The organism is Streptomyces sp. JLBJ103 (assembly GCF_058215575.1).
On record NZ_CM177089.1, the window covers coordinates 3557356 to 3582465 of the forward strand.

Below are 25110 nucleotides of genomic sequence, written 5' to 3' on the forward strand. Positions count from 1 at the left end.
CCTTGGGCAGGGTCTGTTGAAGAGTGCCTCGTACATAGGGTCGGGGGCAGGGTTCTTCGAGTGGAGGTTGGAGATGGCTGGAGTTCCGGCGGGCGTGGTGGCCGCGGGTGGGTTGGTCGGTGGGTACGGGGTGGCCCGGTGGACCAAGAAGCGGCCACTGGGTGGGGTGGCGCTGGCGGCGGCTGGGGTGGTGGCCGCCCGGGGATGGCGGGAGAAGGCCGGGAACGGGACGGCGGCCGCGCTGAGCGGGATGTACGTCGCCGCCTTCGCCGGGTCGCACCCTCTTGCCAAGAAGGTCGGGGCCTGGCCGTCGGTGTTCGCCGTCGCGGGTGGGGTTGCCCTCGCGTCCTGGGCTCTGGCTGACCGGCGTTCGTAGGGGTCCCTGCGTTCGGTCGCGGCGGGCGGAGTCGGTTTCCGCCCGCCGCGTTCGCGGCTCAGGCCGAGGCGTTGGTCAGGAGGTCCAGCTCCGGCTGGGTCAGGTTGAGGTCCGCCGCTGCCAACAGGGGCGGGAGTTGGGCCAGGGTGCGGGCGCTGGCGATCGGGGCGGCGACCGTGGGCTGGGCGGCGAGCCAGGCGAGGGCGACCGTGGCGAGCTCGGCGCCGTGGTGCGCGGCGACCTCGTCGAGGGCGGCGAGGACCTTCCTCCCGCGCTCCGTCTCCAAGTGCTTGGCCGCGCCCGTGGAGCGCGAGCTGTCGACCGTGATGCCGGGGCGGTACTTGCCGGTGAGGAAACCGGTGGCCAGCGCGTAATAGGGGACGGTCGCCACACCGTGGCGGGTGACCACGTCGGCGAGCTCGCCTTCGAAGGTGTCGCGTGAGACCAGGTTGTAGTGGGGCTGGAGGGCGGCGTAACGGGCCAGGCCCTCCTGGGCGGAGAAGGTCAGGAAGGAGTCGAGCCGCTCGGCGCTGATATTGGAGGCCCCGATCTCGCGGACCTTGCCCTCCCGGACCAGTGCGTCCAGGGTGGTGGCGATCTCCTCCACCGACACCGACGGGTCGTCGTAGTGGGTGTAGTAGAGGTCGATGTAGTCGGTGCGCAGACGCCGGAGGGAGTCCTCGATACCGGACCTGATGGCGGCCGGGGACAGTCCGCGGGGCTTCGGGCGGCCGGCGCCGACCTTGGTGGCGAGGACGATGTCGGAGCGGTTGCCGCGGGAGGCGAACCAGTTGCCGAGGACGGTCTCCGACTCCCCGCCCTGATTGCCGGGCGCCCAGACCGAGTAGACATCGGCCGTGTCGATGAAGTTGCCGCCCGCCGCGGTGTAGGCGTCGAGCACCGTGAAGGACTCGGCCTCGTCCGCGGTCCAGCCGAAGACGTTCCCGCCGAGGGAGAGCGGGGAGACGGAAAGGTCACCGATCTTCTGCTTGTTGTCAGCCATGCGTTGCTTCAACGCCCTTGCGGGTGGCCTTGTTCCGGGGGCGGAGGTGCCGGGGGTTCCGGGCGCTCCCCGACGTTCCGCACACAAACCGGCGGCCCTGGCGTCAAGGGGGGAGAGAGCGCCAGGGCCGCCGGAGTATCGGGAGAGCGGGGGTATCAGGGGGTCAGGCCGTGGTCGCGCAGCCAGGGCATCGGGTCGATCGGGGAGCCGCCGCCGGGGCGCACCTCGAGGTGGAGGTGCGGACCGGTCACATTGCCGGTGGCGCCGACACGGCCGATCACATCACCGGTGCTCACCTTGCCCGAGGTGACCACCATGGACGACAGGTGGCAGTACCAGATCTCGGTGCCGTCATCGAGCTTGAGCACGATGCGGTAGCCGTACGAACCGGCCCAGCCCGCCTGGGTGATGGTGCCGCTGTGCACCGCCTTGGCGGGGGTGCCGGTCGGGGCGGCGAAGTCCTGGCCGGTGTGGTCGGCGGACCACATGTCGCCGGCCTGGCCGAAACCCGCGGTGAGGGTGTAGGAGGCGACGGGGAGGGTGTACGCGGCGGCCAGCTTGGCGCGGCGCTCGGCCTCGGCCTTGCGCTCGGCGGCCTCCCTGGCCTTGCGCTCCGCTTCCTTCTTCGCCGCGGCGGCCTTGGCCTTCTGCTCCGCCGCTTCCTTGGCGGCCTTGTCCGCGGCCTGCTGGGCGGCGGCCTTGGCCTTCGCGGCGGCGGCCTTCGCGGCCGCGGTCCGCTCGTCCTCGTCGGCGGCGGTCTGCTGGTTCTCGGCCTGCTGGAGGATGCGGGCGCGCAGCGCCTCACCGGCGTCGGTGGTGCCGCTCGCCTCGTCCTGGGTGGTCAGTCCGGCCTGGGAGAGGGGAGCCGCGCTGGTGGTCGCGGAATCGCCGTCGTCGGAGACCAGCGAACCGATGCCGGGAATGTCCTTGGCGTCCGGGAGCTTGTCCTCGACCGCGTTGGCGACATGGGCGAGGTCGGGCATGGATATGGGGGCCGCCGGGCGGTCCTTGGCGCTCGCCATCCCGCCCGCGCCGACCGCCGCGATGACACCGACGCCGAGGACGGCGCCGCTGCGCGCCATGGTCCCGCCCCGCTGCTTCACCACGCGGTGCCGGCCGCGCAGGGAGACGGACTCCTCGGTGGGGTTCCACTCCTCCCAGGTCTCGGCGTCGAAATCCGGACCCGCCGGGCCGTCGACGTCGTCCACCGCGTACTCCGCGCGGTCACCGTCGGCAGCGAAGTCCCCCTCGGTGGCGAATCCGCCACCGGGCCTCGTGCCTCCCCTGGCATCGAACCCGGGGCCATAGGCGGTGGCGGAGCCGGGACCGAAGCCCGGCGCACGGTATGGAGCCTCGTCCAGGACAGACCTGTTGGACGCCACGGGGGCGCACTCCTTTCCTTCCCTCTCGCCTACCGGGTTAGCTGACGGGTTCGGAGCAGGAAGGTCTCCTACGGGTCAGGTTCGACCCGATTCACCCCAAGGTGGTGGTTCCCCGGTTCCCTTGGTGCTTTTGTGGTGCAGTGGTGCTGCTACCGCTGTGCGTTACGGGATTCGGCGACGGCGCACGGTGCCGTCCTGGCGACGGTTGTGACGACCGCGCTGCGTTATCGAACGTTAATAGAGAGCGCTATGTGATTCCAAGCTGTTCTGAGGAATCGACGCAGCTTTGCCATGAACTTTGCGACCAAGCCTGGACAGATGGGGGCGAGTCAACCCTCCGGGGCGTGATCAGCAAAACCCTGGAAGCGCTGATCGTGCATCAATTGTTATGCGCAGCGGGCATGTACGGCTACGGAGCGTGGCCAGGGCCCTTCACGAGTCCCTCACCGTCGCCGTTGCCCTGGCCGTTACCGGTCCCCCGGCCCGGCCCCGTGGAGCGACGGCGGAGCGCGAGCAGCGCCATGTCGTCCGACGTCCCGCCGCCCGTGTGCCGCTCGACATCCGCCACCAGCGCGTCCAGCAGCTCCCCCGGGCCGCCGAAGCGCTGACCGCGCAGCCGGTCCTCCGGGTCGTAGAAGGCGCCCTCCCGGTCACGCGCCTCCGTCACCCCGTCCGTGAAGAGCAGCAGGGTCGCGCCCTCGGCGAAGCGCAGCTCCGTCACCCGGTCCGGCCAGCCGCCCAGCTCCCCCATCCCCAGCGGCAGCGCCGATGCCGCCGGGTCCACCCGGCGCACCGTGCAGCCGCCGCCTTGGCCGCTCCGACCGCTCTCGCCGCTCTGGCCCGGCCGACCGCGCCGGACGTCCTCGCCGTCCTCCCCGTCCTCCCCGTCCTCCAGGAGCAGCGGTGGCGGATGGCCACGGTTGATCACCCGGAGCGTCGAGTCACCGCGCGGGATCTCGGCCAGTACGGCCGTGGTGAACCCTTCGAACCCCTCGAGGTCGGCCCGCCGCGCACCCTCGCGCTGCAACGCCCGCTCCAGCCGCCCCGCCAGCCCCTCCAGCGTCGTCTCCTGCTCCGCCGCCTCCCGGAAGGAGCCGATGAGGATCGCGACCGACTCGACGGCCTGGAGCCCCTTGCCGCGTACGTCGCCGACGACCAGACGTACGCCGTGCGGGGTGTCCTGCACGGCGTACAGGTCACCGCCGATGGCGGCGTACTTCTCCGCGGCCACATAACGCGCCGCGACGTCCAGCCCTGCCAGCCGGGCGGGCGGTACGGGCAGGACGGCGCGCTGAGCCGCCTCCGCGATGCCGCGCGCCGAGGCCAGCCGCCGGTCGCTGCGGCGTACGAGGCGGTTGATGAGGATCGCGAGCAGGGTGACGGTCGCGACGGTGAGGATTTCGGCCAGGGCTTGCCTGGGGTCGTCCACACCGTGCAGCTCGGCCAGCGCGACCGCCGCGGCGAGGGCGAAGACCGCCGTGATGACGGTCGCCCGCAGCCGGAAGAGCGAAGCGGCGACGAGCGGGGCGGCGGCGAGGAAGGGGCCCGCCGTGTAGGTCGCCGGGGTACTGACGTCGAAGACGACCCCGACGACGAGCAGCAGTGCCGGGATCCAGCGCACCAGCCGCCGTCCTGACGTCCCCCTGGGCGACTCGTCGGCCAAACCGGTGCCCGCGGTGGCCCCGGCGGGTCCGTTCGCGGCGTGGGTGTCGACGAGCATATGGAGGCGGGTCTGGGGGCGCGTACGGGACCGGGCCAGGCGCGCCCAGGTCGCACCCCGCTCCGTACGGGCGCTCGTACGAGCCCCGTTCCCTCGCAGCCGCACCGTCTCTCCCGCTTTCCCTGGTCCGCAGCCGGAGCGCCCGGTCCTCACGGCCGCCGTCCGTCACTCCAGGCTTCCGGCTGACGGGCCGCCAGGCGAATCGGGTCGTCCATGTGGGTGGGCGGGGCATCGGGGGCGTACGACGGACGCCAGGCGGGTCCGTGCGGCTTCCCCGTGCGGTCCGGGCGGCTTCCCCACGCGGGTCCGAGCGAAGGCCGGGCGACGAACGGGGCCGGACCGGGTCTGCTAGTCAGGGGCGGACGTCCGGACCGGAGGGCAGGGGCGCGGAGCGGGGGTCAGAGATCGACGCCGAGCGCCCGGGCGTGACGGTCCGCCGCCAGCTCCGCAGACACCTCGTCGAGATACACCTCGCACACCAGCCGACCGTCGTGGGTCAGATTGTGCTCCAGCTCCCACAGCACGATCTCATCCCCTCCGGCCAGCAGGAAGGCGTGCTCGTAGAAGCGGCACCAGGTGGTGTCGGGGCCGCCGGAGCGACGGCGCGGCTTGGGGGCCAGGGCGATGTCGTGGGCGAACGCGGTCGCCAGCAGCCGCTCGGTCTCCTCGCCCGGCCGGTCGGGGTTCTCGGCGCGGCGCAGCACACGGCGGGCGTGGTCGGCCGAATTGTCGGCCACATAGGTGCGGGAGGATTCCAGGGGCTCGGCCGCCTGGTGCAGCAGCTGCTCCGGCAGCCAGAGGGGTAAACCGTCGAGCGCCTCCCAGCGGGCACCGCCGAGGCGCTCGTGCACACGGCGCTCGGCCAGCGCGAGGGCGTCCTCGTCGGCGTAGAGCTCGTGATGGGGGCCGTCGTCCGGGCCGGAGCTGTGCTCCAGCTCCCACAGCAGCAGACTGCTGCCGTCGGGGAGCAGGAAGACATGGCGGTACGTGCTGTAGCCCAGCGGACCGGAGGCGTCATTGCACTGACGGCAGGAACGCAGCTCGGACTGGTGCATCAGGGCGCTGCGCGCCTGGGCCGGCACCGCATCGTCGATCTCGAACCCGTTCTGCGCGCGGGCGAGCAGCCCGTCCATCAGCTCGGCGGGGGTCCCGCCCGCTCGTGAGTGCCCCATATCCCGTCCTCCCGCCTCCCGGCCTTGGATGCGCCGCGCCCCCGGGCGACTGCTTCGCACACTTAGCGTAGCGGCCCGAACACGGGCCGCGCTGCGGTTCGGCGAAGCCGTCGATGTGACTGTGCCTCACATACTCCTGCGTCCGCGGAGCCGGATGTATCACTCGTCCGTGCCGGGCGTCACACCGAACCGCGCCCGTGATCCTTCCGGCCCCGGACGCTGATCTGTCCGGCCCCGCTCCGAACTCCCCTCCTCCGGCCCCTCCGGCCGCCGCCTATCCCCATGAGGAGGCACAGGAGCTCCGCACTGCTCCAAATGCCACTTCTCCCGGTATCGATTGCGGGAATCACAGGGAACACGCGCCACAGAAGTCGCGCTATGCCGGACGGGTGAAGCTGAGTGATGGGCCGAAGCCTTAGCTGATGAGCTTCGTTGTGTCAGACGTCCGTGAATTCGCGGAGCAACCCCAGACGGAGGAATTAAGTGAACATCGGCAAGAAGGCAATTCTCCTGACCGCTGCTGCCGGCGCTCTGGTCATCGGCGGTGCGGGCGGTGCCATGGCCCACAACGGTGACGGTGTCACTCAGAGCAACAAGTGTGACACGAGCACCGGCGTCGACGCTGGGGGCAGTGTCTCCCTCGCTCCCTCGGGCGACGTCAACATCGGCTCTGACTGCATCAACTTCACCAACAGGGGCGCGGTTTCTCAGAGCAACGACTGCGACACGAGTACCTCCCTCGACCTCGGCGGCAACGCGGACCTGGCCCCTGAGGGTGACACCAACATCGGCAGCAAGTGCGCCAACATCGCCATCGACGAGCACTGACCTGCTGAGTCGTTGACTATCTCGCAGTGTTCCCGCGCCCGCGGGAACACTGCGGGGTACCCCGTTGGGATCTGCGGCCCTGGAAACTCCCCTTCCAGGGCCGCTGCCACGTAAATGGCTTTCAGCGACCACCGTCGTTTGTCAGATGTTCGCTGAGATCAGCCAAGAATCCACTCGGAGGCTCTTTATGCACATGCACAAGAGGACGGCACTTCTTGTAGCGGCCATGGGGGTGCTGCTCATCGGCGGCGCGGGGGGAGCCGATGCTGCCGACGACAGCGCCGCCCACCGAGCCGCCCCCAATGGCGGAGGCAGCCAGAAGAACCGCTGTGACACGAGTTCCGTCATCGGCGGGGTCACGCTGGCGACGTCGGACATCACGACCGAGACCAATTGTGTCAACTACAGCGAGTCCGGCGTCTCCGAGCAGAGCAATCGCTGCCGGACCCACTCCGTCATCGGCCCCGTTACGGTCAACCTGACCGGATCCGATGTCACACAGCGGACCAATTGCGTCAACATCAGCAAGTCGGGTGGCGTGACCAAGCAGTCCAACGACTGCAAGACGACCTCGGTCCTCGGCCCGATCACGATCGGAACCGGAGAGGTCACCCAGGAGACGAACTGCACCAACCTCGCCGGGTCCGACCCGGCGAACGGGAAGGCCAAGCACAAGACGAGCACCGCGAAGACCGCGGGCGGCGCACAGAGCCGTTGACATAGAAGCCCGCGGCCCTCTCCGGCCCTCGCTTCGTCGGATCTGTCTTTCTCGTCATGAACGCGACCTCCGGGATTACTTGTCCCGGGGGTCGCGTTCGCGCATTTCTGCGCAGAAACGGGAAATGTGAATTTCCATGGCCTCCATCGACTGAATATACCTTTACTGTGGCGCATGGGTGACGCTCCCATATACCCCGGATCCTATTGGGTGGAAACCTCGTTGATCAGGTGTCTGCGGATCATTCGCGGAAAACCTGATATGGAGGCACCAGCACAATGCAGATCAGCAAGAAGGTAGCTCTCATGGCCGCGGCGGCCGCGGGCACGATTGTCGTCGGTGGCGCAGGTAGCGCGAGTGCGTACGGTCCGTTCCCGCACCACGACGGGGTCACCCAGTCCAACAAGTGCGACACCAACATCGGCCCCGATGTCGATCTCTCCCTGCTCGAGAACGAGGGAGACTTCAACCCCAACGCGGACTGTGTCAACTTCACCAACGGCCACAACGTTTCGCAGAGCAACGACTGCGACTCCAACATCGGCCCCGATGTCGACCTCCCCGAACTCAGCCCGAGCGGCGACGTCGACCTCGGCCCCAACTGCGCCAACATCGCGGTCGAGCCCCCGGTGAAGCACAAGGACAAGAAGCACCACAAGGCGAAGAACGACCACAAGGTCAAGAAGGACCACAAGACCAAGAAGGACTGCAAGGCGAAGAAGCACGACAAGGCCAAGAAGCACGTCAAGGGCAAGATCACGGTCAAGACGAAGGCCAAGAACCACCAGGTCAAGCACTGACCTTCCGCTCCCCCCTCGAGCGCGGCGCGGCCCTGGAAGCATCGCTTCCAGGGCCGCCTGGGCTTTCGGGGGACACTTGCCTGTGGGTCAGGTCGTGGCCGTGGGTCAGGTCGTGCACGTACCGATGGCCGGCTGGCAGTTCGCGGGGTTGTTGCCGGTCACGGTGGTGGCACTGAGCGTCACCGTACCGCCGTCGACGAAGATGCCACCGCCGTTGTTACCCGGGCCGCCATTGGCCGTGTTCCCCGTGATGGAATCCCCGGTCAGCTGGGCGGAACCCGCGTGATTGAACAGCCCGCCGCCGTTCAGAGTGGCGGTGTTGTTGGACACCGTGGTGCCCAACACGTTCAGCGTGCTGCCGAGATTGGCGATTCCGCCGCCGAAGCTCCCGGCGGTGTTCTGCTGAATGGTGCTCCCGCTGATGGTGAGGGGACCGACAGACGTGGCGATTCCGCCGCCTTCGAAGTTGGTCGTGCGGTTCCTCTTCACAGCGACGCTGCTCATCAGCGTCTGGCCGTAGTTCGCGACACCGCCACCGGTGTTCACCGCGGTGTTGTCGGAAATGTTTCCGCTGGAGATCGTGGCGTTGGCCTGGGTATTGATGTGAATGCCGCCGCCGTCTCCTCCCGTATTGTTCGTCACATCCGTGGCCGAGAGTCTCGCGATGGCGCCCGAGGCGACCTCGATACCTCCGCCGAGACCGCTCGCGGTGCTACCGGTGACGGTCGCCCGGCTCATCGTCAGCCTGCCGAGGTCGAGGATGCCTCCGCCGTCCGCGGTGCCTCCCGCGGCGGCACGGCCGCCTGCCAGCGTGACGCCGCTGACGGTGAGGCTGCCCCCGGCGGCCACCTCGGCGATACGGAAGTCCGGAGCCGACGCGCTGCGCCGGATGGTCGCGCCGAGGCTGGTGATGGTCACGTCCCCGGTGATGATGGGCAGTCCGTCGGGGCCGTTGGCACCGGTCGTGGCCGCGGACGTCAGCGTGTACACGCACCCCGTGGCCAGGGCGACGGTGCCGCCCGACGGCTGGTTGTTGGCGGCGGTCACCGCGGCGACCAGCGCCGCCGCGTCCCCACAGGGGACGGCCTGACTCGATCCGTTGCCGCCTCCCCCTCCCCCACCCCGGTTCTCCTCGGCGGAGGCGGGGACGGAAAGCGCCCACGCCGATACCGCCAGTGCGATGACGGGGATGAAACCGCGGGTCGTTGTCACGAGTCGCACGAGGTGTCTCCTTAAGCGTTCCGAGCAAGCCGAGCAAGCCGAGATCAGCAGCATCAGACTGTGGCGAGGGACCGCGTTCGGCATCCGCGCGGACGCGGGACGAGCGATCACGACCTGCGGTGACGGCGGGCCCACGGGCCCGGAGCGGCCATCGGGAGCCTGCCGGCGTCTCCTGTGAAGTGCGACAAAACCGCAGGTCACTGACCAGAACTCAGGATTCTTCGAACGGATCGTCAGATGTCCGGAACGACCTTCGGAAATTCACACGTCCGCGATAGGCCGATCGTGGGTGCGTAAGGGAACGTTCCGTCAGTTCTGCACTCATAGCCGGGGAATGGTCGCGCGAGGAGGCCAAGGAGGCGTACTTGCGGGCCGTCTTCAGCGGGGCTGAGCGCCGTGGGTCTGCCCGTCGTGGGGCTGGCCGTCGCTCCGGGACGAGGCACGGGCCATGATCCGCTCCAGGGCCTCGTCGGCCGTCAGATCCGTCAGGCCCTCCGCGAGGGGCAGATGTGTGGGACAGAACCACTCGACGTTCTCCGGATGACCGGCCCAGTCGTCGGGGTACTCCATGGTCGGGCGGAAATGCACCACGTCGAATCCGCCCCGGCGGGCGCTGTCGCGCCCCGGCCACGACCGGCACACCGCGCAGATCGGTGGCATCACGGCTCGGCCCCCTGCTTCTGTCGTCCGCTCTCGGCACGGTTCCGCTCTTGGCACGGTGCCCCGGCGCGGCTGAGGCCCGCGCCGGAATCCTCCGGCACGGGCCTCATCGGTGGGTCATCAGGGGCTCGAACCCTGAACCAATGGATTAAAAGTCCACTGCTCTGCCAATTGAGCTAATGACCCGCACCCCCGCAGCATAGCTTGGCCGGGGGCCAAGACCCGAGCCAATACCTTCCAGGAGCGAAAGGCCATGCAACAACACGGTGTTGCATGGCCCTCATCCGCTCCGGGTGAGCGCCCGGGTCAGCCGTTCCGATCAGCCGTTGCGCTTCCAGCGCGGCTTGTCGGCGCGGCGGTCGAACGACCGGCTGCCGGTGCCGCCGCGGTGATCGTCACGGCGTGCCGGGCGCTCGTCACGGCGGTCCCGGTTGAACGGACGGTCCCCGCCGCGGTGGGCGTGGTCCCGGCGCTCGAAAGGACGGCCCGGACGGTCGTCACGGCGGTCGTCGCGCCGGTTGAAGCCACCCCGGTCGTCGCGCCGGTCACGGTTGAAGCCGCCGCGGTCGTCACGGCGCTCGAAGGAACGGCCACCACGGTCGTCACGGCGGTCCCGGTTGAACGGACGCTCGTCGCGCCGGTCACGGTTGAAGCCGCCGCGGTCGTCACGGCGCTCGAAGGAACGGCCACCACGGTCGTCCCGACGGTCCCGGTTGAACGGACGCTCGCCCCGGTCGTCACGGCGGTTGAAGCCACCACGGTCGTCACGCCGGTCACGGTTGAAGCCGCCACGGTCGTCACGGCGCTCGAAGGAACGGCCACCACGGTCGTCACGGCGGTCCCGGCGCTCGAAGTTGCCCCGGTCGTCACGGCGGTCGTACGAGGCGCGGCGCGGCGCGTCGTCCGCACCGGCGGCCTCGGTGGCCGGGACGGTCTCGGGCTCGGCCGTGCGCTGCGCCGGAACCGTCGCGGTGACCTCCGCGGCCTCGCCGGCCGACTGAGCTGTCTCAGCCGCCTCGGCCGTCTCGGCGCCGGTCGTGGCCGCGGGGGCAACGGTCTCACCGCGTTCGCGCGCCGCGCGCGCGGCCAGCCGGTCGGCGTCCTCGCGCAGCTCGGTCGCCCGCCGCTGCACCCGCTCCAGCTGCCGGGTGAGCTCCTGGACCTCGCGCTCGGCCTGCTTGGCGGAGTTCGCGGCCGCCTCGGCCTGCACCTCGGTGAGGGAGCGGGCGCCGGTGATCCGGGCCACGTCCTCGTCGAAGGCGCCCGCCCCGCCCACGATGTGGCGGGAGGCGTCCACGCCCGCGTCCTCCATCAGCCGGAAGATCTGGCGGCGCTGGTGCGGCAGGGCGAGCGACACGACGGTGCCGCTCTGGCCCGCGCGGGCCGTACGGCCGGAGCGGTGGAGATAGTCCTTGTGGTCACCGGCCGGGTCCACGTTCAGCACCAGGTCGATGCCGTCCACGTGGATGCCTCGCGCGGCCACGTCGGTCGCGACGAGGACGTTGACGTACCCGTCCTTGAAGTCGGCCAGGGTGCGGGTGCGGGCGCCCTGGGTCATACCGCCGTGCAGCGCGTCGGCCCGTACGCCCGCGTCGCACAGCTGCTCGGCGACGCGGTCGGCGCCGAGCTGGGTCCGGACGAAGATGATGGTGCGGCCCTTGCGCGCGGCGATGGCGGCGGTGACCGGGGCCTTGTCCTTCGGCTTCACCACCAGCACGTGGTGGGTCATGGTCGAGACGGCGCCCGCGGACGGGTCGACCTCGTGGGTGATCGGGTCGACCAGGTAGCGCTTGACCAGCGTGTCGATCTCGTTCTCGAGCGTCGCGGAGAACAGCAGCCGCTGGCCGCCCTGGGGCACCAGGTCGAGGATCTCGGTGACCTCGGGCAGGAAGCCCATGTCGGCCATCTGGTCGGCCTCGTCGAGAACCGCGACCTGGACCTTGTCGAGGGAGGCGGCGCCGCGGTCGATGATGTCGCGCAGTCGGCCCGGGGTGGCGACGAGGATGTCGACACCGCGCTCCAGCGCGGCGATCTGATTGCCCATCGAGGTGCCGCCGCAGACGACCTTGAACCGGAGACCGAGGACATCGCCGTACGGCTGGAGCGCGTCACTCACCTGCATCGCGAGCTCACGCGTGGGGGTGAGGATCAGACCGCGCGGGCGCTTCTTCTCGGTGTGGCCGCCGGCCAGCGTGGTCAGCAGCGGAAGCCCGAAGGAGAGGGTCTTGCCGGAGCCGGTACGGCCGCGGCCGAGGATGTCGCTTCCGGCCAGGGCGTCGGGGATGGTCGCGGCCTGGATCGGGAAGGGCGTGGTCACACCGTTCTGGGCCAGCTTGCGGACGATCGGCTCGGGGAGCCCGAGGTCGGCGAAGGTGGTGTCGGGGGTCTTCTGGTCCTGCGGCTGGTCCTGCCGGTCCTGCTCGGCCTGGACGGGCTGCTCGGGCTGCTCGTCGTGGGCAGGCATGACGGCGTGATCAGTGGAAACGGACATGCGAAATGCGAAACCTTCCGGAGTCTCGGCACGCGCCCAAACTCCGTGTGAGTCGCAAACAACCGCCTCTATGCGGTCAGCCACAGGATGGGAAGGAACGCGCCTCGCGGCGCACTTCAATGAGGCGCCGGGCAAATGGGATCAAACGATCTACCACCATACGCACTCCCCCCCCTCAAGAGCAAATTCGCTCCACCTGTGATCGATCTGCCCTCCACCGCCCGTCATGGGTGCTTGCTCCGGATCCCCAGGGCCGCTCCGGGTCTCCAGGGCCGCTCCGGTGCTCCAGGGCCGCTCCGGTGCTCCAGCGTCGCGGCCCCGGCCCGGGGCGCCGACCGGATCAGCTCGTGGGCTCGTCCGTGGAAGCGGGCGGGGACGTGGGCTCGGGCTGAGTGGGCTTGGGGTCCGAGGCGGTCGGCGGCGGCGTGGTGGGCTGGGGCTCCGGAGCGGGGTCGGAGGGGACATCACTGCCCGGCTGGGGCGGCGGGGACGGGTCCGGGCGGTCCTGGGACGAGCCGTGCTTCTTCCCGGCCGCCGGCGTGGCCGACTCCTCGGGGTCCGACGCGCCGGCCGACGGCGTCCCGCTCTCGTCGCCCTTCCGCTTCTCGCCCTTCTTCTTCCCCTTCCCGTCCCGCCCGGGGTCCGGGTACGGGTGGCCCTTGCCGTCCGAGCGCACCACCGAACCGCCGGACCCGTCCGTCCCGCCCTTCTCCTGGGAGCTGCGGTGCTTGTCCGGCCGCTCGGGGTCGTCCGAGATGCTCATGCAACCGCCCAGGGTCATCGCCGCCACGACAAGGCTCACGACCGCCGCGCAGCGCGCCGTCAGGCGCGGCGCACGCCCGGCACGGGACGCACCATGTCCGGCGCGCGCCGGACGGTCGGTCCGGGGGGACCGGGCGGACGGGTCGTCGGTGCGTGGAGCGGGGGATCCGGGCATACGCGGGACACCTCCAGGCCGCAGGGCTGTGACGCACTGCCCAACTGGCCCCGCCCCGCCCAGGACACGCGTCCGAGACGGCTGGTACGCGAGCGGCACGCGGTGCGCGCGGACCCGCGCCGACGGCCGGGCGACACCCGGGGGCGACGTCGGGGCGCCCGATGGCTCGCGGGCGATCACCCGTAGCCGAGCGCGTGCAGCCGTTCGTCGTCGATCCCGAAGTGGTGGGCGATCTCGTGGACGACGGTCACCTCCGTCTCCTGGACCACGTCCTCCCGTGTCTCGCTCATACGCAGCGTCGGCCCCCGGTAGACGGTGATCCGGTCGGGCAGTACGCCCGCGTACCACTCGCCCCGTTCCGTGAGCGGCGTCCCCTCGTACAACCCGAGCAGCTCGGGGTCGTCGGCCGGTGGCTCGTCCTCCACGAACACGGCGACGTTGTCCATCAGCCGCGTCAGCTCCGGCGGGATCCGGTCCAGCGCCTCGGCGACCAGTTCCTCGAACTCCTCGCGCGTCATCTCCAGCACGTGGCCATTGTCGGGCAGCCGGGCCCGGAAAGGCGCGGTGCGTGGCCCACTTCGTCGAACGGCGAACGTTTCCGGCTCCAGGAGCGGGCCCGGGAGCGACCCCGGGAGCCGGGCCCCGGGAACGGTCCGGGAACCGGCCGGGACCGTCCAGGAATGCGCCGCGGGGCGGCAGGGCATACGGGCCCAATGGCCCGCGAACCGCTCCGGCTGCTCCGTGCCACCGCTCAGCGTGCACGGGCTGCGGCCGCCTCCCCCTTCCGCCGCCACCGCGGCCGCCCGTCCCCGTCCTGTCGCTCCCCACGGCTGGAAGGCGGCGGCGCCGTGACCGCCGCCCTGGACCCCGCAGCGCGCCCTCGGCCGTTGGTCAGGGCGGTTGGACTGGCCGTCGTGACCGTCCTCGGGGCATGGATGGGGCTGCTCGTCGTCGGCAGCGTCCACATCTCCGTGGGCCCCATGGACACGCGTATGGCGCTGCGGCCGTCCCTCGTCGGCGGCACCAAGATCAATGTGCCCCCGCTCGGCGCCCTCGAGCTCGACAGCCATCAGGCCCCGGTCCGGCTGGACGTCGATGTGGACCGGCTCGATCCGATCCGTTCCGAGGCACTCGTCGACCACCCCGAACGGCTCTCCGGCCTCCAGGAGGAGGTGGCGAGCGATGTCACCCAGGGCACCCTGGACCTCGCGGTGCGCTCCTGCGTCGCCGTGGTCTTCGGCGCCACCGCGCTGGGCCTGGCCGTCTACCGCCGGCCACGCAGGGCGCTGGCCGCCGGGGGCCTCGCGCTCTCCCTGCTCGCCGCGTCGGGCGCCGCCGCGTACGCGACCTGGAACCCGAAGTCGGTGCTGGAACCGCGCTACTCCGGGCTGCTCTCCAGCGCACCGTCGGTGGTCGGCAACGCGCGCAGCATCGTCACGGAATTCGATGTCTACCAGCAGGAGTTGGCCAGGCTGGTGACCAATGTCACGCAGCTGTACGAGGCCACCTCGACCCTTCCCGCGTACCAGCCCGACCCGACGACCATGCGGGTGCTGCATATCTCGGACGTCCATCTGAACCCGGCCGCCTGGCACATCGTGGAGTCACTGGTCCGGCAGTACCGGATCAACGTGATCGTCGACACAGGCGACACGATGGATCACGGCACCGCCGCCGAGAACGGGTTCCTGGACCCGATCGCGACCCTCGGCGCGCCCTATGTGTGGGTGCGCGGCAACCACGACTCGGCGACGACCCAGCGCTACATCGCCAAGCGCAAGGGGGTCCATGCCGTCGACGACGGCAAGGTGGTCACCGTCGGCGGACTGCGGATCGCGGGTATCGGCGACCCCCAGTTCACCCCCGACCGCTCGGTCGTCGCCTCCGGCGACCCGGCCGAGCACCGCGCGGGCCGGCGGCTAGCCGACACGATCCGGGCCCGGAAGGCCGCGGGCGAGCCGCCCGTGGACATCGCCCTCGCCCACAACCCGGTCGCGGCCCGGGAGACCGACGGCACCGTCCCGCTCGCCCTCGCCGGCCATCTCCACCACCGCGGTACGGAGGTCCTCCCGGGCGGCACCCGGCTGATGACGGAGGGCTCCACGGGCGGCAGCGGGCTGCGCGCGGTGGACGACGGCGACCCCGACAAGGTCCAGGCGTCGGTCCTCTACCTGGACCGGGACACCCATCGGCTCCAGGCATGGGACGAGATCGACCTCGGCGGTCTCGGCCTGTCGAAGGCTGAGGTCAGCCGCCATCTCCCGGCCGAGAACGCACCGGGCGCGAGGTCGGCACCCGCCACCGGGTAAACCGTTTTGGCGAACTTCCCCGGCATCCCATATGCTTCTCGCGTCCCCGAAAGCGCCACCAGGCGCCCAGGTGAGCCATCGGCCCTCATCGTCTAGTGGCCCAGGACGCCGCCCTTTCAAGGCGGTAGCACGGGTTCGAATCCCGTTGGGGGCACAGATTCTCTATATCGCCGCAGGTCAGACCCCTTAGCGGGGCGGCCTGCGGCTTTTGTGTTTCCCACCCTGGCCTTTCCCTGGGTTTCCCTGCGTTTCCCCCTTGATCGACCCTGATCCGCCCTGATGATCCGCCCCTCTTCGCCTTGATCCACGCTTCGGCGCGCCCTCTCCGGCCCCTCCCCCGCCCAGCGCTGTGAGCGGTCAGAACACCTCCCGAGGTCTGATACGCTGATCCAGCGACATCGACGCGGCGGAGCCCGAAAAGAGCCCCTCATGCGAAGGTCGCGGGGAATGTGAATCCACCGAGAGAAATCCCGTTGGGAACGCATGCCATCCTGTGCGAGACTCGTGCTCGTACACGCAAGGTCCTGTGGAGCAGTTTGGAGTGCTCGCCACCCTGTCAAGGTGGAGGCCGCGGGTTCAAATCCCGTCAGGACCGCTGCGGCTGGGTAGCTCAGTTGGTACGAGCGTCCGCCTGAAAAGCGGAAGGTCGCCGGTTCGACCCCGGCCCCAGCCACTGCCGCAGAACAGCGAGAAGACCCCGACAGGATCATCTGTCGGGGTCTTCTCGCTGTCTCGCTCATGACCCTGGGACGGTGCGCCGCGCCCGTTACGCCGCGTCGATCAGACGTTGGCGCAGATGACAAAAACGCTGATGCCCACGTTGTCGGTGGCGGTCTGCCGCCCCAGTCCGATCCAGCCGGTTCCGTCATCGGTGGGGAAGCTGCCGACGAGGATGGCGGTGTCGCCCCGCGCCTCGGCGCCGCCGCCGAGAACCTTCTTCCCCGGCGGGCAGTGCACCGTGCGCCGCTGGAAGTTCGGGACATTGGCATTGGTCAGCGTGACCCGCTGGTATCCGGGCACTCCCTCGTGGGCGCGGGGGTGATGATGGGAAACGGGCGGCTTGCTGCGGTGGGAACCGGCCGCCTTGCCGCCGTCGTCCTGTGCTCCCCACGCGACGCCCGGCGTCAGAGCCATTAATGCGCCGACAGCGATGACGAGCCTTCCACGCATGTGTGTCTTCCTTTCGTCACGGGCCCCCAGACGGGACCGATACCGTGACAAGCGTGACCAGACACAACGGAAAATAGGCATAAAAGTATGCGTATCCTACGCGCGAGGGAAGCGTGCGGAGCGTACGGGTGCAACGCGGAACCGGAGCCGCGTACTGAGCCCCCATCAGACCTTGCCTCCCCCGGAGTCGGGCCCGCGGCTACGACCGTGACATGGCGTCAGACATACGGGCCGGCTCCAGCTAGCCGGTCGCCGTATGGCCCAGGCACAGGATCAGGGCCGTGATCACCGTTCCCGTGCGGCGGGGGCGCTGGTGCGGGCGGGTGGCGGGCGGGGAGGCGGCGGTCATGGGGGACGACGCCATCGGGCACCGCGCCGTACGCTGGCCGCGTGACGCGGCTGATCGTGGCAGGCGGAGGTGGCGGGGACGCGGTCGCCGCTGCCGTGATCGACAGCGTGCTGTACGGGGCGGACGGGACGGAACGGCCGGACCGCACCGGCGGCGAACCGGCCGTGATCCTCACCTACTCCTGGGACCGGCTGATCGTCGACCCCTTCCCCGGGCCGCGCGGCGCCGCCGACTTCACCGGGCTGCGGCGCCTGACGCCGGGCGTGTACGCCGTACCCGCCGAGGCGGTGCCCGCGCCGCCGGGCGGTTCCACGCTGCCGCGGCTCGCCCGGGAGCTTCCGTACACCTTCGCCCTCATCGATCCGCACCACGGGGTCGAGGGCATGATCCGGCAGCTCGAAGAGTTGGTGGAGCGACTGGCCCCGGACTCCATCGACCTGCTGGACGTGGGCGGCGACATCCTGGCGCGGGGTGACGAGCCGACATTGCAGAGTCCGCTCGGCGATGCGCTCTCGCTCGCCGCCTGTGCCCAGGTCAACGCCGGGATCCGGCTGCTGGTCGCCGGGCCGGGGCTGGACGGGGAGATTCCGCCGGCCATGCTGCGGGAGCGGCTGGGGCCGGTGGTCCACACCCTGGGGGCCGAGGAGGTCTCCCCCGTCCGCGCGGTCATGGAGTGGCATCCGTCGGAGGCCACCGCCATGCTCGTGGCCGCCGCCCGGGGCGAACGGGGGCTCTGCGAGATCCGGGACGCCGGTCTCGCGGTGCCGCTCACCGACGCGTCCCCGGCCGTCCACGAGGCCGAGCTCGACGCCGCCTTCGACCGCAACCGGCTCGCCCAGGCCATCGTGACCACCACCAGCCTCGACGAGGCCGAGCGGTACAGCCGGGAGCTCTTCGGCTATTCCGAGATCGACTACGAGCGTGACAAGTCCGCCCGGCTGGGCCGGGAAGGCGGCGCCGCGCCGCTCGACCGCGACGAGGTGCTGCGGCGGCTGGCACCCTTCGAGGACGAGGCCCGTGCCCGCGGGGTCACCCACACCACCTTCCGTCGGCTCACCGAGGCCCTCGGCGTCCCCGGTGAGCACCGCACCGCCCTGCGCTCCCTGCTGATCGGCGCCCATCCCGAGCGGTACGCCGCGCCCCTGTGGCATCTGTGACCGCCCGCACCGGTTCTCCTCACGGTTTTCTCCGATGATCAGGATGGGGTACAGTTGATCTCGCAACGCCGCCCCAGCAGGCGGGGGTTGATGCGTCGGTCGTCTAAGGAAAGATGCTCGTCTCCAAACGAGAGATGTAGGTGCAAGGCCTGCTCGGCGCTCCAGTGAAGATCCCCCTCTGACAGCAGAGGGGGATCTTTTTGTCATGCCGTCCGCCGGTCATGCCGTTCGCTGACCACCCCGTCCGCGGGTCACCCCGTCCGCGTCGGATGCTCCGGTGTCGCCCTCGGCGGCCGACTGCCCGGGTGCCCATGGCGCCAGACCCAGAAGACCGCCGCGGAGAGCACACACCACCCCGCCAGCACCAGGAACGGAAACGCGTGCTGGTGGTCGCCGAAGTAGATCGCCGTGTGCTGGGCGTTCACCGAGGCGCCCGGCGGGAGCCAGCGGCCGATGCGGCCCAGGAGGGACGGGAGCAGGGGCCAGGAGACCGCGCCGCCCGAGGAGGGGTTGCCCAGCAGCACCATCAGGCCCCAGGTCGGGATGAGCGCCCAGCGTCCGAAGAGGACGTTGAACATCGAGAAGACCAGGCCCGAGGTGAACATCGTCAGGGCCAGGATCGCCCAGGACTCCACGAACGGGAGGTCCAGCGTGCCCAGCCCCCAGTCCACGATCGCCGCGATGGTGAAGCCGCCGAGCACGGCGTACGCGATCATGAAGCCGATCCGGGCCACCGGTTCGAGCGCCGCGGCGTTCACACTCAGCTGGATCGCGCCCAGGAAGCCGATGATCACGGCGGCGAGCGTGATGTAGAAGACGGCGAGACCGCGCGGGTCGCCGGCCTGGAGCGGCTTGAGGTCCCTGACCCGGACCGGCACGCCGACCTCCCGGCCCACCTTCCCGGCGGCCGAGGCGAGCACCTGGGCGACGGACGCGCCCGCCGCGGCGGAGAGGTCCAGTTCGACGCCGCGGCCGCGCATCCGCAGCACCGCGAAGACCTTCTGCTCCTCGACGGCCCAGCGGGCCGCGCCGAATGTGGGGTACGCACGCAGCCGGAGCGAGGCGTCCAGGGCCTGCTCCATACCGTTGATGAACTCCGTCCGCGGGGCGGTGCCCCGGTCGCCGAGGATCACCGCGGTGGGGATCTGGCGCGGGGTGGGGTTGGCGAACGCGTAGGTGTACGAGCCCGCGAAGAGACCGGCACCGGCCGAGATGATCAGCACGATGACGGTGGCCGGGAGGTACGCCGAGTGCTTGAAGCGCACCCGGACCGATGGCACGGATCCGGGGCTGTCCGCCTTGTCATCCGCCATGCGCTCACGCTAAAGCGTGCATCACGGACATAAGGCGCAACACGGCCCGATGGGAAATGGTTCGCCAGCCGTTTTCCCGAGGTGAGATCCTGGGGTCCGTATGTCCACCACCCCTGCCCCCGCCCTGTCCGCCCTGCTGGAGCGGCTGCCCGAGCTCATGCTGCGTGACCAGCAGCGGCTGGGTCGCCGGCTCGACGGCGCGCGCCGGATCCGTAAGCCCGAGGCCCGTGCCGCCGTCCTCGGCGAAATCGTCCACGAGGTCGAGCGCGCCGAGCTGCGCGTGGCGAACCGCCGGGCCGCTGTGCCGGACGTCACCTATCCGGAAGAGCTGCCGGTCAGCCAGAAGAAGGACGACATCCTGGCGGCCGTGCGCGATCACCAGGTGGTGATCGTCGCGGGTGAGACCGGCTCCGGCAAGACCACCCAGATCCCCAAGATCTGTCTGGAGCTCGGGCGGGGGGTGAAGGGGCTGATCGGCCATACCCAGCCGCGTCGTATCGCCGCCCGTACCGTCGCCGAGCGCATCGCCGAGGAGATCGGGTCACCGCTGGGCGAGTCGGTCGGCTGGAAGGTCCGGTTCACCGATCAGGTGAGCCCGGACACCCACGTCAAGCTGATGACCGACGGCATTCTGCTCGCCGAGATCCAGACCGACCGCGAGCTGCGCCAGTACGACACGATCATCATCGACGAGGCCCATGAGCGCAGCCTCAACATCGACTTCCTGCTCGGCTATCTCGCCCAGCTGCTCCCCCGCCGCCCCGATCTCAAGATCGTGATCACCTCCGCGACCATCGACCCCGAGCGCTTCTCCCGCCACTTCGGCGACGCGCCGATCGTCGAGGTCAGCGGGCGTACGTATCCGGTCGAGGTGCGGTACCGGCCGCTGCTGGAGGAGGGCGGCGAGGACAGCGACCGCGACCAGATCACCGCGATCTGCGACGCGGTCGACGAGCTCCAGGCCGAGGGGCCGGGCGATGTCCTGGTCTTCCTCTCCGGGGAGCGGGAGATCCGGGACACGGCCGACGCGCTGAACAAGAAGCAGCTCCGGGCGACCGAGGTGCTGCCGTTGTACGCCCGGCTGTCCCACGCCGAGCAGCACCGGGTCTTCCAGCGGCACACCGGCAGACGGATCGTGCTGGCGACGAATGTCGCCGAGACCTCGCTGACCGTCCCCGGTATCCGCTATGTGATCGACCCGGGCACCGCCCGGATCTCCCGCTACAGCCATCGCACCAAGGTCCAGCGGCTGCCGATCGAGCCGGTCTCGCAGGCCAGCGCCAATCAGCGCAAGGGCCGCTGCGGCCGTACCAGCGACGGCATCTGCATCCGGCTGTACTCCGAGGACGACTTCCTCACCCGCCCGGAGTTCACCGACGCCGAGATCCTGCGGACCAACCTCGCCTCCGTCATCCTCCAGATGGCCGCCGCCGGACTCGGCGACATCGAGAAGTTCCCGTTCATCGACCCGCCGGACCGGCGCAACATCAAGGACGGCGTCCAGCTCCTGGAGGAGCTGCACGCGCTGGACGGCGCGCAGAAGGATCCGCGCAAGCGGCTGACGAAGGTCGGCCGCAAGCTGGCCCAACTGCCCGTGGACCCGCGGCTGGCCCGGATGGTGCTGGAGGCGGACCGCAACGGCTGTGTGCGCGAGGTCATGGTGATCGCGGCCGCGCTGTCCATCCAGGACCCGCGCGAACGCCCCTCGGACAAACAGCAGCAGGCCGATCAGCAGCACGCACGCTTCAAGGACGAGTCGAGCGACTTCCTGGCCTTCCTCCATCTGTGGAAGTACATCAGGGAGCGGCAGCGGGAGCTGTCCTCGTCCGCGTTCCGCCGGATGTGCCGCCAGGAGTTCCTCAACTACCTGCGGATACGTGAATGGCAGGACATCTACAGCCAGTTGCGCACCGTGGCCAAAACCATGGACATCCAGCTGTCCGAGGACGACGCGGCGCCGGACCGGGTGCACACCTCGTTGCTGTCCGGGCTGCTGTCGCACATCGGGCTCAAGGACGCCGAGAAGAACGAGTATGTGGGCGCGCGCAGCGCCAAGTTCGCGGTCTTCCCCGGCTCCGCGCTGTTCAAGAAGCCACCGCGCTGGGTGATGTCGGCCGAGCTGGTGGAGACCTCCCGGCTGTGGGCGCGGGTCAACGCGAAGATCGAGCCGGAGTGGATCGAACCGCTCGCCGAGCACCTGGTCAAGCGCACCTACAGCGAGCCGCACTGGGAGCAGAAGCAGGCGGCGGTGATGGCGTACGAGCGGGTCACGCTCTACGGGGTGCCGATCGTCGCCCAGCGGAAGGTCAACTACGGCCGGATCGACCCGGAGACCTGTCGCGATCTGTTCATCCGCAACGCCCTGGTCGAGGGCGACTGGCGCACCCACCACCAGTTCTTCCACGACAACCGGAAGCTGCTGGGCGAGGTGGAGGAGCTGGAGCACCGGGCCCGGCGCCGCGACATCCTGGTGGACGACGAGACCCTCTTCGACTTCTACGAGCAGCGGATCCCCGAGCATGTGGTGTCGGGCGCGCACTTCGACTCGTGGTGGAAGCACAAGCGGCGTGAGGAGCCGGAGCTTCTCAACTTCGAGAAGTCGATGCTCATCAACGAGCGGGCGCAGGACGTCACCAAGGACGCCTATCCCGACTCCTGGCGGCAGGGCAAGCTCAAGTTCCGGGTGACCTACCAGTTCGAGCCGGGCGCGGACGCGGACGGCGTGACCGTTCACATTCCGCTCCAGGTGCTCAACCAGGTCACCGCGGAGGGTTTCGACTGGCAGATCCCGGGGCTGCGCGAGGACCTCACCACCGAGCTGATCCGTTCGCTGCCCAAGGCGGTGCGGCGCAACTACGTACCGGCGCCGAACTACGCGAAGCGCTTCCTGGAAAGCGCTGTCCCCGTCCAGGAACCGCTGACCGTGACCCTCGGCCGGGAGCTCCAGCGGATGGTGGGCGTACGGATCGAGCCGGAGGACTGGGACTGGTCGAAGGTCCCCGACCATCTCAAGATCACCTTCCGGGTGGTCGACGAGCGGCGCCGCAAGCTGGCCGAGGACAAGGACCTGGAGGCGCTGAAGCAGCGGCTGAAGCCCAGGACCCGGGCCGCGATCTCCAAGGCGTTCGAGACCTCGAAGCAGACGGTGGGCACGGAACAGCGCAGCGGACTGACCCAGTGGACGATCGGGGCCCTGCCGCGTACCTTCGAGACCCGCCGCGGCGGCCAGCCGGTCAAGGCGTATCCGGCACTGGTGGACGAGGGCGCGTCGGTGGCGGTGCGGCTGTTCGACACCGAGGCCGAGCAGCGGGAGGCGATGTGGCGCGGCACGCGCCGGCTGATCCTGCTCCAGCTGCCGTCCAGCCCGACCAAGTTCGTCCAGGGCAAGCTGTCCAACCAGGCCAAGCTGGCGCTCTCGGCGAGCCCGCACGGCAGTGTGCAAGCGCTCTTCGAGGACTGTGTGGCCGCGGCGGCCGACCGGCTGATCGCCGCGCGGGGCGGCCCCGCGTGGGACGAGGAGTCCTTCCGCAAGCTTTTCGACGCGGTGCGCGCCGACCTGGTGGACGCCACGCTGGACACCGTCCGCAAGGTCCAGGAGGTGCTGGCGGCCTGGCAGTCGTGCGAACGGCGGCTGAAGGCCACCACGAGCCCCGTGCTGCTGCCGTCCCTCCAGGACATCCGTGAGCAGCTCGCACAGCTGATCACGCCGGGCTTCGTGACCGCCCACGGGGTACGCCGTCTCCCGGACCTCATGCGCTATCTGGTGGCCGTGGACCGGCGCCTCCAGCAGCTCGCGGGCAACGCCGAGCGGGACCGCACCCGGATGGCGAAGGTCCGCGAGATGCAGGACGAGTACGCCTGGCTGCTGGAGCAGTTCCCGGCCGGGCGTCCGGTGCCCCAGGAGGCGCTGGAGATCCGCTGGATGATCGAGGAGCTGCGGGTGAGCTACTTCGCGCATGCGCTCGGCACCGCCTATCCGGTCTCCGACAAGCGGATCGTGAAGGCGATCGACGCGGCGGCCCCGTAGCCGGCAGGGGTTTCCCGGAGGGCTTCCCAGAGCTCTTCGGGGGCCGCCGGGCGCGAGTTCGACCGCACCCCCTGACCTGCTGTAGAGTCTGGGACGCAAGCGCACAACAGCGCGACGCAGACGGCTCGTCCGTAAGCGTCACTGTTGGTCCTGTGGAGCAGTTTGGAGTGCTCGCCACCCTGTCAAGGTGGAGGCCGCGGGTTCAAATCCCGTCAGGACCGCATCGCAGAAGGCCCGGATTCCCAGTGGATCCGGGCCTTTTGGCATCTTGACGGCCAACCGCGGGCGGCGGTACCCAGACAAGAAGGTGTGGTGGGGGTGCGCGGGAGGTGCGGCGCATGGGGACGTCCGCGAAACATGAGACCAGGGCGCTGCTGCGCGCCCATCTGGCGGCCGCCACGGGCTATCGCCATCTGACCCGGCACTGTCCGATCTGCCATCGGCTGCTGCGGCTGGCGATGGAGCCGACGGCGGCCGGTGAGCGAGGGGATACGGTCCGGGAGGAGCCGTCGGCGTCGGCGGAGCCGGCGGCGGGGGAATCCGGCTGGGAGCCAAGGCCCTCTGCTCCGCCCTCAACTCGGTAAGCCCTTACCACAGTTGCGCCCTACCGCAGCCGTTGGGGCGGAAACAAGTACCCAATAGTGTGACGGGAGTCACCGAATGGGTTTCCCGAGCCAAGGAACTTATACCCGGCCCACAATGGGTCAATTTAATATGTGCAATTGCACCCTTGGTCCGGGCCACCGCCGAAGCCCCTCCGAGACCGCCATGACCGGCCCGGATCACGACCCTTCGGGGCCGTGCGGCGACGGTCGGCGACCCTCCGCGGGAGGCCATCATCCCCCCGTCCGCAACCACGCCCTGAGGGCGGAAGCGGGCACAAAAAAGATCGCGCTGGACCCGGCGGAGTCCAGCGCGATCGACGACGCACCCATGTCGAGCGGTGATTGGCCTGTTGGGGCAGGCACCCGTCGTGTGGAGCCTTACAGGCAAAAGCCGGGCTGGGGGGCCCGGAAATGCCCGGTTATGCGGTTGTTCAGGCCTCGCTGCGCTGCTGCGGGATGCCCGCCAGAAGTGCACGGACCTCCGCTTCGCGGTAGCGCCGATGCCCTCCAAGCGTGCGGATGGACGTGAGCTTGCCTGCCTTCGCCCAGCGCGTGACCGTCTTCGGGTCCACGCGGAACATCGTGGCAACCTCAGCCGGGGTCAGCAGCGGCTCGGCATCAGGGGTGCGAGCGGTCATGAGCGGCCTCCTCGGGAGAACCGAACCATCACGGTTCTTTCCTCTAAATTCTGCACCTTGACCCACGTTGCCCGAAATGGCAGACGCGGGCCGAGTCGGTTATAGGACGAACGGCTTGTCCTCGGCACTACAACTACACCATCTGTCCAGCCCCGTCGGCCAAACCGATGGAATTGCCCTCTCAGGTGTTCAACCTCGACGGAACCCGATGGACCATGCCATAGCGGACAGTCA

The 25110-nt window shown here is 69.8% G+C and carries 21 protein-coding genes, 5 tRNA genes and 1 riboswitch; of the genes, 12 read left to right on the plus strand and 14 right to left on the minus strand.

Annotated elements, in window-relative coordinates; translation table 11 throughout:
- Positions 1-73 precede the first annotated feature (73 nt).
- The gene (locus AC4BEG_RS15510) at positions 74-376 is read left to right on the plus strand and encodes a hypothetical protein (protein WP_201871760.1); all 303 of its coding nucleotides are present in this window, start codon (positions 74-76) and stop codon (positions 374-376) included.
- A gap of 58 nt (positions 377-434) precedes the next feature.
- Here AC4BEG_RS15510 and AC4BEG_RS15515 read toward each other — a convergent pair whose 3' ends face one another.
- The 4 genes from AC4BEG_RS15515 to AC4BEG_RS15530 form a co-directional block, all read right to left on the minus strand.
- Complete coding sequence (locus tag AC4BEG_RS15515; RefSeq protein ID WP_490706464.1) at positions 435-1379, minus strand: aldo/keto reductase; 945 nt, start codon at positions 1377-1379, stop codon at positions 435-437.
- Between the two features lie 155 nt (positions 1380-1534).
- Entirely contained in the window at positions 1535-2761 is a 1227-nt protein-coding gene (locus tag AC4BEG_RS15520; RefSeq protein ID WP_490706465.1) for a M23 family metallopeptidase, read from the minus strand.
- Between the two features lie 11 nt (positions 2762-2772).
- Positions 2773-2914: riboswitch (cyclic di-AMP (ydaO/yuaA leader) on the minus strand.
- A gap of 256 nt (positions 2915-3170) precedes the next feature.
- Positions 3171-4481 carry a PP2C family protein-serine/threonine phosphatase gene (locus AC4BEG_RS15525; protein ID WP_490706466.1) on the minus strand — a complete coding sequence of 437 codons (1311 nt, stop codon included), beginning with the start codon at positions 4479-4481 and terminating at the stop codon, positions 3171-3173.
- Between the two features lie 398 nt (positions 4482-4879).
- The gene (locus tag AC4BEG_RS15530; protein ID WP_490706467.1) at positions 4880-5653 is read right to left on the minus strand and encodes a DUF6227 family protein; all 774 of its coding nucleotides are present in this window, start codon (positions 5651-5653) and stop codon (positions 4880-4882) included.
- A 483-nt stretch (positions 5654-6136) separates the two neighbouring features.
- Here AC4BEG_RS15530 and AC4BEG_RS15535 point away from each other — a divergent pair, with 483 nt between their 5' ends.
- From AC4BEG_RS15535 to AC4BEG_RS15545, 3 genes are all read left to right on the plus strand, one after another.
- Complete coding sequence (locus AC4BEG_RS15535; protein ID WP_490706468.1) at positions 6137-6481, plus strand: hypothetical protein; 345 nt, start codon at positions 6137-6139, stop codon at positions 6479-6481.
- 187 nt (positions 6482-6668) lie between these two features.
- Positions 6669-7199, plus strand: a complete 531-nt coding sequence (locus AC4BEG_RS15540; protein ID WP_490706469.1) for a hypothetical protein — start codon at positions 6669-6671, stop codon at positions 7197-7199.
- Between the two features lie 278 nt (positions 7200-7477).
- Complete coding sequence (locus AC4BEG_RS15545) at positions 7478-7999, plus strand: hypothetical protein (RefSeq protein ID WP_490706470.1); 522 nt, start codon at positions 7478-7480, stop codon at positions 7997-7999.
- Positions 8000-8104: 105 nt separating this feature from the next.
- On the opposite strand, the gene AC4BEG_RS15550 is transcribed toward AC4BEG_RS15545, so the two are convergent.
- From AC4BEG_RS15550 to AC4BEG_RS15575, 6 genes are all read right to left on the minus strand, one after another.
- Positions 8105-9220, minus strand: coding sequence for a right-handed parallel beta-helix repeat-containing protein (locus AC4BEG_RS15550; RefSeq protein ID WP_490706471.1), 1116 nt, complete (start codon positions 9218-9220; stop codon positions 8105-8107).
- Between the two features lie 378 nt (positions 9221-9598).
- On the minus strand, positions 9599-9883 hold the full coding sequence (locus AC4BEG_RS15555; protein WP_490706472.1) for a hypothetical protein: 285 nt from the start codon (positions 9881-9883) through the stop codon (positions 9599-9601).
- A gap of 110 nt (positions 9884-9993) precedes the next feature.
- Positions 9994-10066 (minus strand) — tRNA-Lys (locus tag AC4BEG_RS15560).
- A gap of 133 nt (positions 10067-10199) precedes the next feature.
- Positions 10200-12371, minus strand: a complete 2172-nt coding sequence (locus tag AC4BEG_RS15565; protein ID WP_490706473.1) for a DEAD/DEAH box helicase — start codon at positions 12369-12371, stop codon at positions 10200-10202.
- A gap of 340 nt (positions 12372-12711) precedes the next feature.
- Positions 12712-13134 carry a hypothetical protein gene (locus AC4BEG_RS15570; RefSeq protein ID WP_490706474.1) on the minus strand — a complete coding sequence of 141 codons (423 nt, stop codon included), beginning with the start codon at positions 13132-13134 and terminating at the stop codon, positions 12712-12714.
- Positions 13135-13484: 350 nt separating this feature from the next.
- Complete coding sequence (locus AC4BEG_RS15575; protein WP_490706475.1) at positions 13485-13835, minus strand: metallopeptidase family protein; 351 nt, start codon at positions 13833-13835, stop codon at positions 13485-13487.
- 186 nt (positions 13836-14021) lie between these two features.
- Between AC4BEG_RS15575 and AC4BEG_RS15580 the strand changes: the two genes are divergently transcribed.
- The 4 genes from AC4BEG_RS15580 to AC4BEG_RS15595 all read left to right on the plus strand — a co-directional run bounded on the left by AC4BEG_RS15580 (position 14022) and on the right by AC4BEG_RS15595 (position 16290).
- A complete protein-coding gene (locus AC4BEG_RS15580; RefSeq protein WP_490706476.1) occupies positions 14022-15617 on the plus strand; it encodes a metallophosphoesterase family protein in 1596 nt (531 codons plus the stop codon).
- A gap of 81 nt (positions 15618-15698) precedes the next feature.
- Positions 15699-15771: transfer RNA gene (locus tag AC4BEG_RS15585), tRNA-Glu, on the plus strand.
- Between the two features lie 366 nt (positions 15772-16137).
- A tRNA-Asp gene (locus tag AC4BEG_RS15590) sits at positions 16138-16212 on the plus strand.
- Positions 16213-16216: 4 nt separating this feature from the next.
- A tRNA-Phe gene (locus AC4BEG_RS15595) sits at positions 16217-16290 on the plus strand.
- Positions 16291-16397: 107 nt separating this feature from the next.
- On the opposite strand, the gene AC4BEG_RS15600 is transcribed toward AC4BEG_RS15595, so the two are convergent.
- Both AC4BEG_RS15600 and AC4BEG_RS15605 read right to left on the minus strand, forming a co-directional pair.
- Positions 16398-16787 carry a hypothetical protein gene (locus AC4BEG_RS15600; protein WP_490706477.1) on the minus strand — a complete coding sequence of 130 codons (390 nt, stop codon included), beginning with the start codon at positions 16785-16787 and terminating at the stop codon, positions 16398-16400.
- A 241-nt stretch (positions 16788-17028) separates the two neighbouring features.
- Positions 17029-17151 (minus strand): hypothetical protein, encoded by a 123-nt coding sequence (locus AC4BEG_RS15605; RefSeq protein ID WP_490706478.1) that lies wholly within the window; start codon positions 17149-17151, stop codon positions 17029-17031.
- A 26-nt stretch (positions 17152-17177) separates the two neighbouring features.
- Here AC4BEG_RS15605 and AC4BEG_RS15610 point away from each other — a divergent pair, with 26 nt between their 5' ends.
- Positions 17178-18293 carry a DUF1152 domain-containing protein gene (locus AC4BEG_RS15610; RefSeq protein WP_490706479.1) on the plus strand — a complete coding sequence of 372 codons (1116 nt, stop codon included), beginning with the start codon at positions 17178-17180 and terminating at the stop codon, positions 18291-18293.
- A gap of 251 nt (positions 18294-18544) precedes the next feature.
- On the opposite strand, the gene AC4BEG_RS15615 is transcribed toward AC4BEG_RS15610, so the two are convergent.
- Positions 18545-19606, minus strand: a complete 1062-nt coding sequence (locus AC4BEG_RS15615; protein ID WP_490706480.1) for an ABC-2 transporter permease — start codon at positions 19604-19606, stop codon at positions 18545-18547.
- 100 nt (positions 19607-19706) lie between these two features.
- On the opposite strand from AC4BEG_RS15615, the gene hrpA reads away from it, so the two are divergent.
- The 3 genes from hrpA to AC4BEG_RS15630 all read left to right on the plus strand — a co-directional run bounded on the left by hrpA (position 19707) and on the right by AC4BEG_RS15630 (position 24217).
- Complete coding sequence (gene hrpA, locus AC4BEG_RS15620) at positions 19707-23633, plus strand: ATP-dependent RNA helicase HrpA (protein WP_490706481.1); 3927 nt, start codon at positions 19707-19709, stop codon at positions 23631-23633.
- 146 nt (positions 23634-23779) lie between these two features.
- Positions 23780-23854, plus strand: a tRNA-Asp gene (locus tag AC4BEG_RS15625).
- Between the two features lie 117 nt (positions 23855-23971).
- Positions 23972-24217, plus strand: a complete 246-nt coding sequence (locus AC4BEG_RS15630) for a DUF6274 family protein (protein WP_490706482.1) — start codon at positions 23972-23974, stop codon at positions 24215-24217.
- Between the two features lie 452 nt (positions 24218-24669).
- Here the strand turns inward: AC4BEG_RS15630 and bldC are convergent, their stop codons facing one another.
- Entirely contained in the window at positions 24670-24876 is a 207-nt protein-coding gene (gene bldC, locus AC4BEG_RS15635) for a developmental transcriptional regulator BldC (RefSeq protein ID WP_003949541.1), read from the minus strand.
- Positions 24877-25110 lie beyond the last annotated feature (234 nt).

Coding starts and splice junctions, on each gene's coding strand:
- AC4BEG_RS15510 (WP_201871760.1), top strand. CDS start 74: ATGGCTGGAGTTCCGGCGGGCGTGGTGGCCGCGGGTGGGTTGGTCGGT.
- AC4BEG_RS15515 (WP_490706464.1), bottom strand. CDS start 1,379: ATGGCTGACAACAAGCAGAAGATCGGTGACCTTTCCGTCTCCCCGCTC.
- AC4BEG_RS15525 (WP_490706466.1), bottom strand. CDS start 4,481: ATGCTCGTCGACACCCACGCCGCGAACGGACCCGCCGGGGCCACCGCG.
- AC4BEG_RS15530 (WP_490706467.1), bottom strand. CDS start 5,653: ATGGGGCACTCACGAGCGGGCGGGACCCCCGCCGAGCTGATGGACGGG.
- AC4BEG_RS15540 (WP_490706469.1), top strand. CDS start 6,669: ATGCACATGCACAAGAGGACGGCACTTCTTGTAGCGGCCATGGGGGTG.
- AC4BEG_RS15545 (WP_490706470.1), top strand. CDS start 7,478: ATGCAGATCAGCAAGAAGGTAGCTCTCATGGCCGCGGCGGCCGCGGGC.
- AC4BEG_RS15565 (WP_490706473.1), bottom strand. CDS start 12,371: ATGTCCGTTTCCACTGATCACGCCGTCATGCCTGCCCACGACGAGCAG.
- AC4BEG_RS15570 (WP_490706474.1), bottom strand. CDS start 13,134: ATGAGCATCTCGGACGACCCCGAGCGGCCGGACAAGCACCGCAGCTCC.
- AC4BEG_RS15580 (WP_490706476.1), top strand. CDS start 14,022: ATGGCCCGCGAACCGCTCCGGCTGCTCCGTGCCACCGCTCAGCGTGCA.
- AC4BEG_RS15600 (WP_490706477.1), bottom strand. CDS start 16,787: ATGCGTGGAAGGCTCGTCATCGCTGTCGGCGCATTAATGGCTCTGACG.
- AC4BEG_RS15605 (WP_490706478.1), bottom strand. CDS start 17,151: ATGGCGTCGTCCCCCATGACCGCCGCCTCCCCGCCCGCCACCCGCCCG.
- AC4BEG_RS15615 (WP_490706480.1), bottom strand. CDS start 19,606: ATGGCGGATGACAAGGCGGACAGCCCCGGATCCGTGCCATCGGTCCGG.
- hrpA (WP_490706481.1), top strand. CDS start 19,707: ATGTCCACCACCCCTGCCCCCGCCCTGTCCGCCCTGCTGGAGCGGCTG.
- AC4BEG_RS15630 (WP_490706482.1), top strand. CDS start 23,972: ATGGGGACGTCCGCGAAACATGAGACCAGGGCGCTGCTGCGCGCCCAT.
- bldC (WP_003949541.1), bottom strand. CDS start 24,876: ATGACCGCTCGCACCCCTGATGCCGAGCCGCTGCTGACCCCGGCTGAG.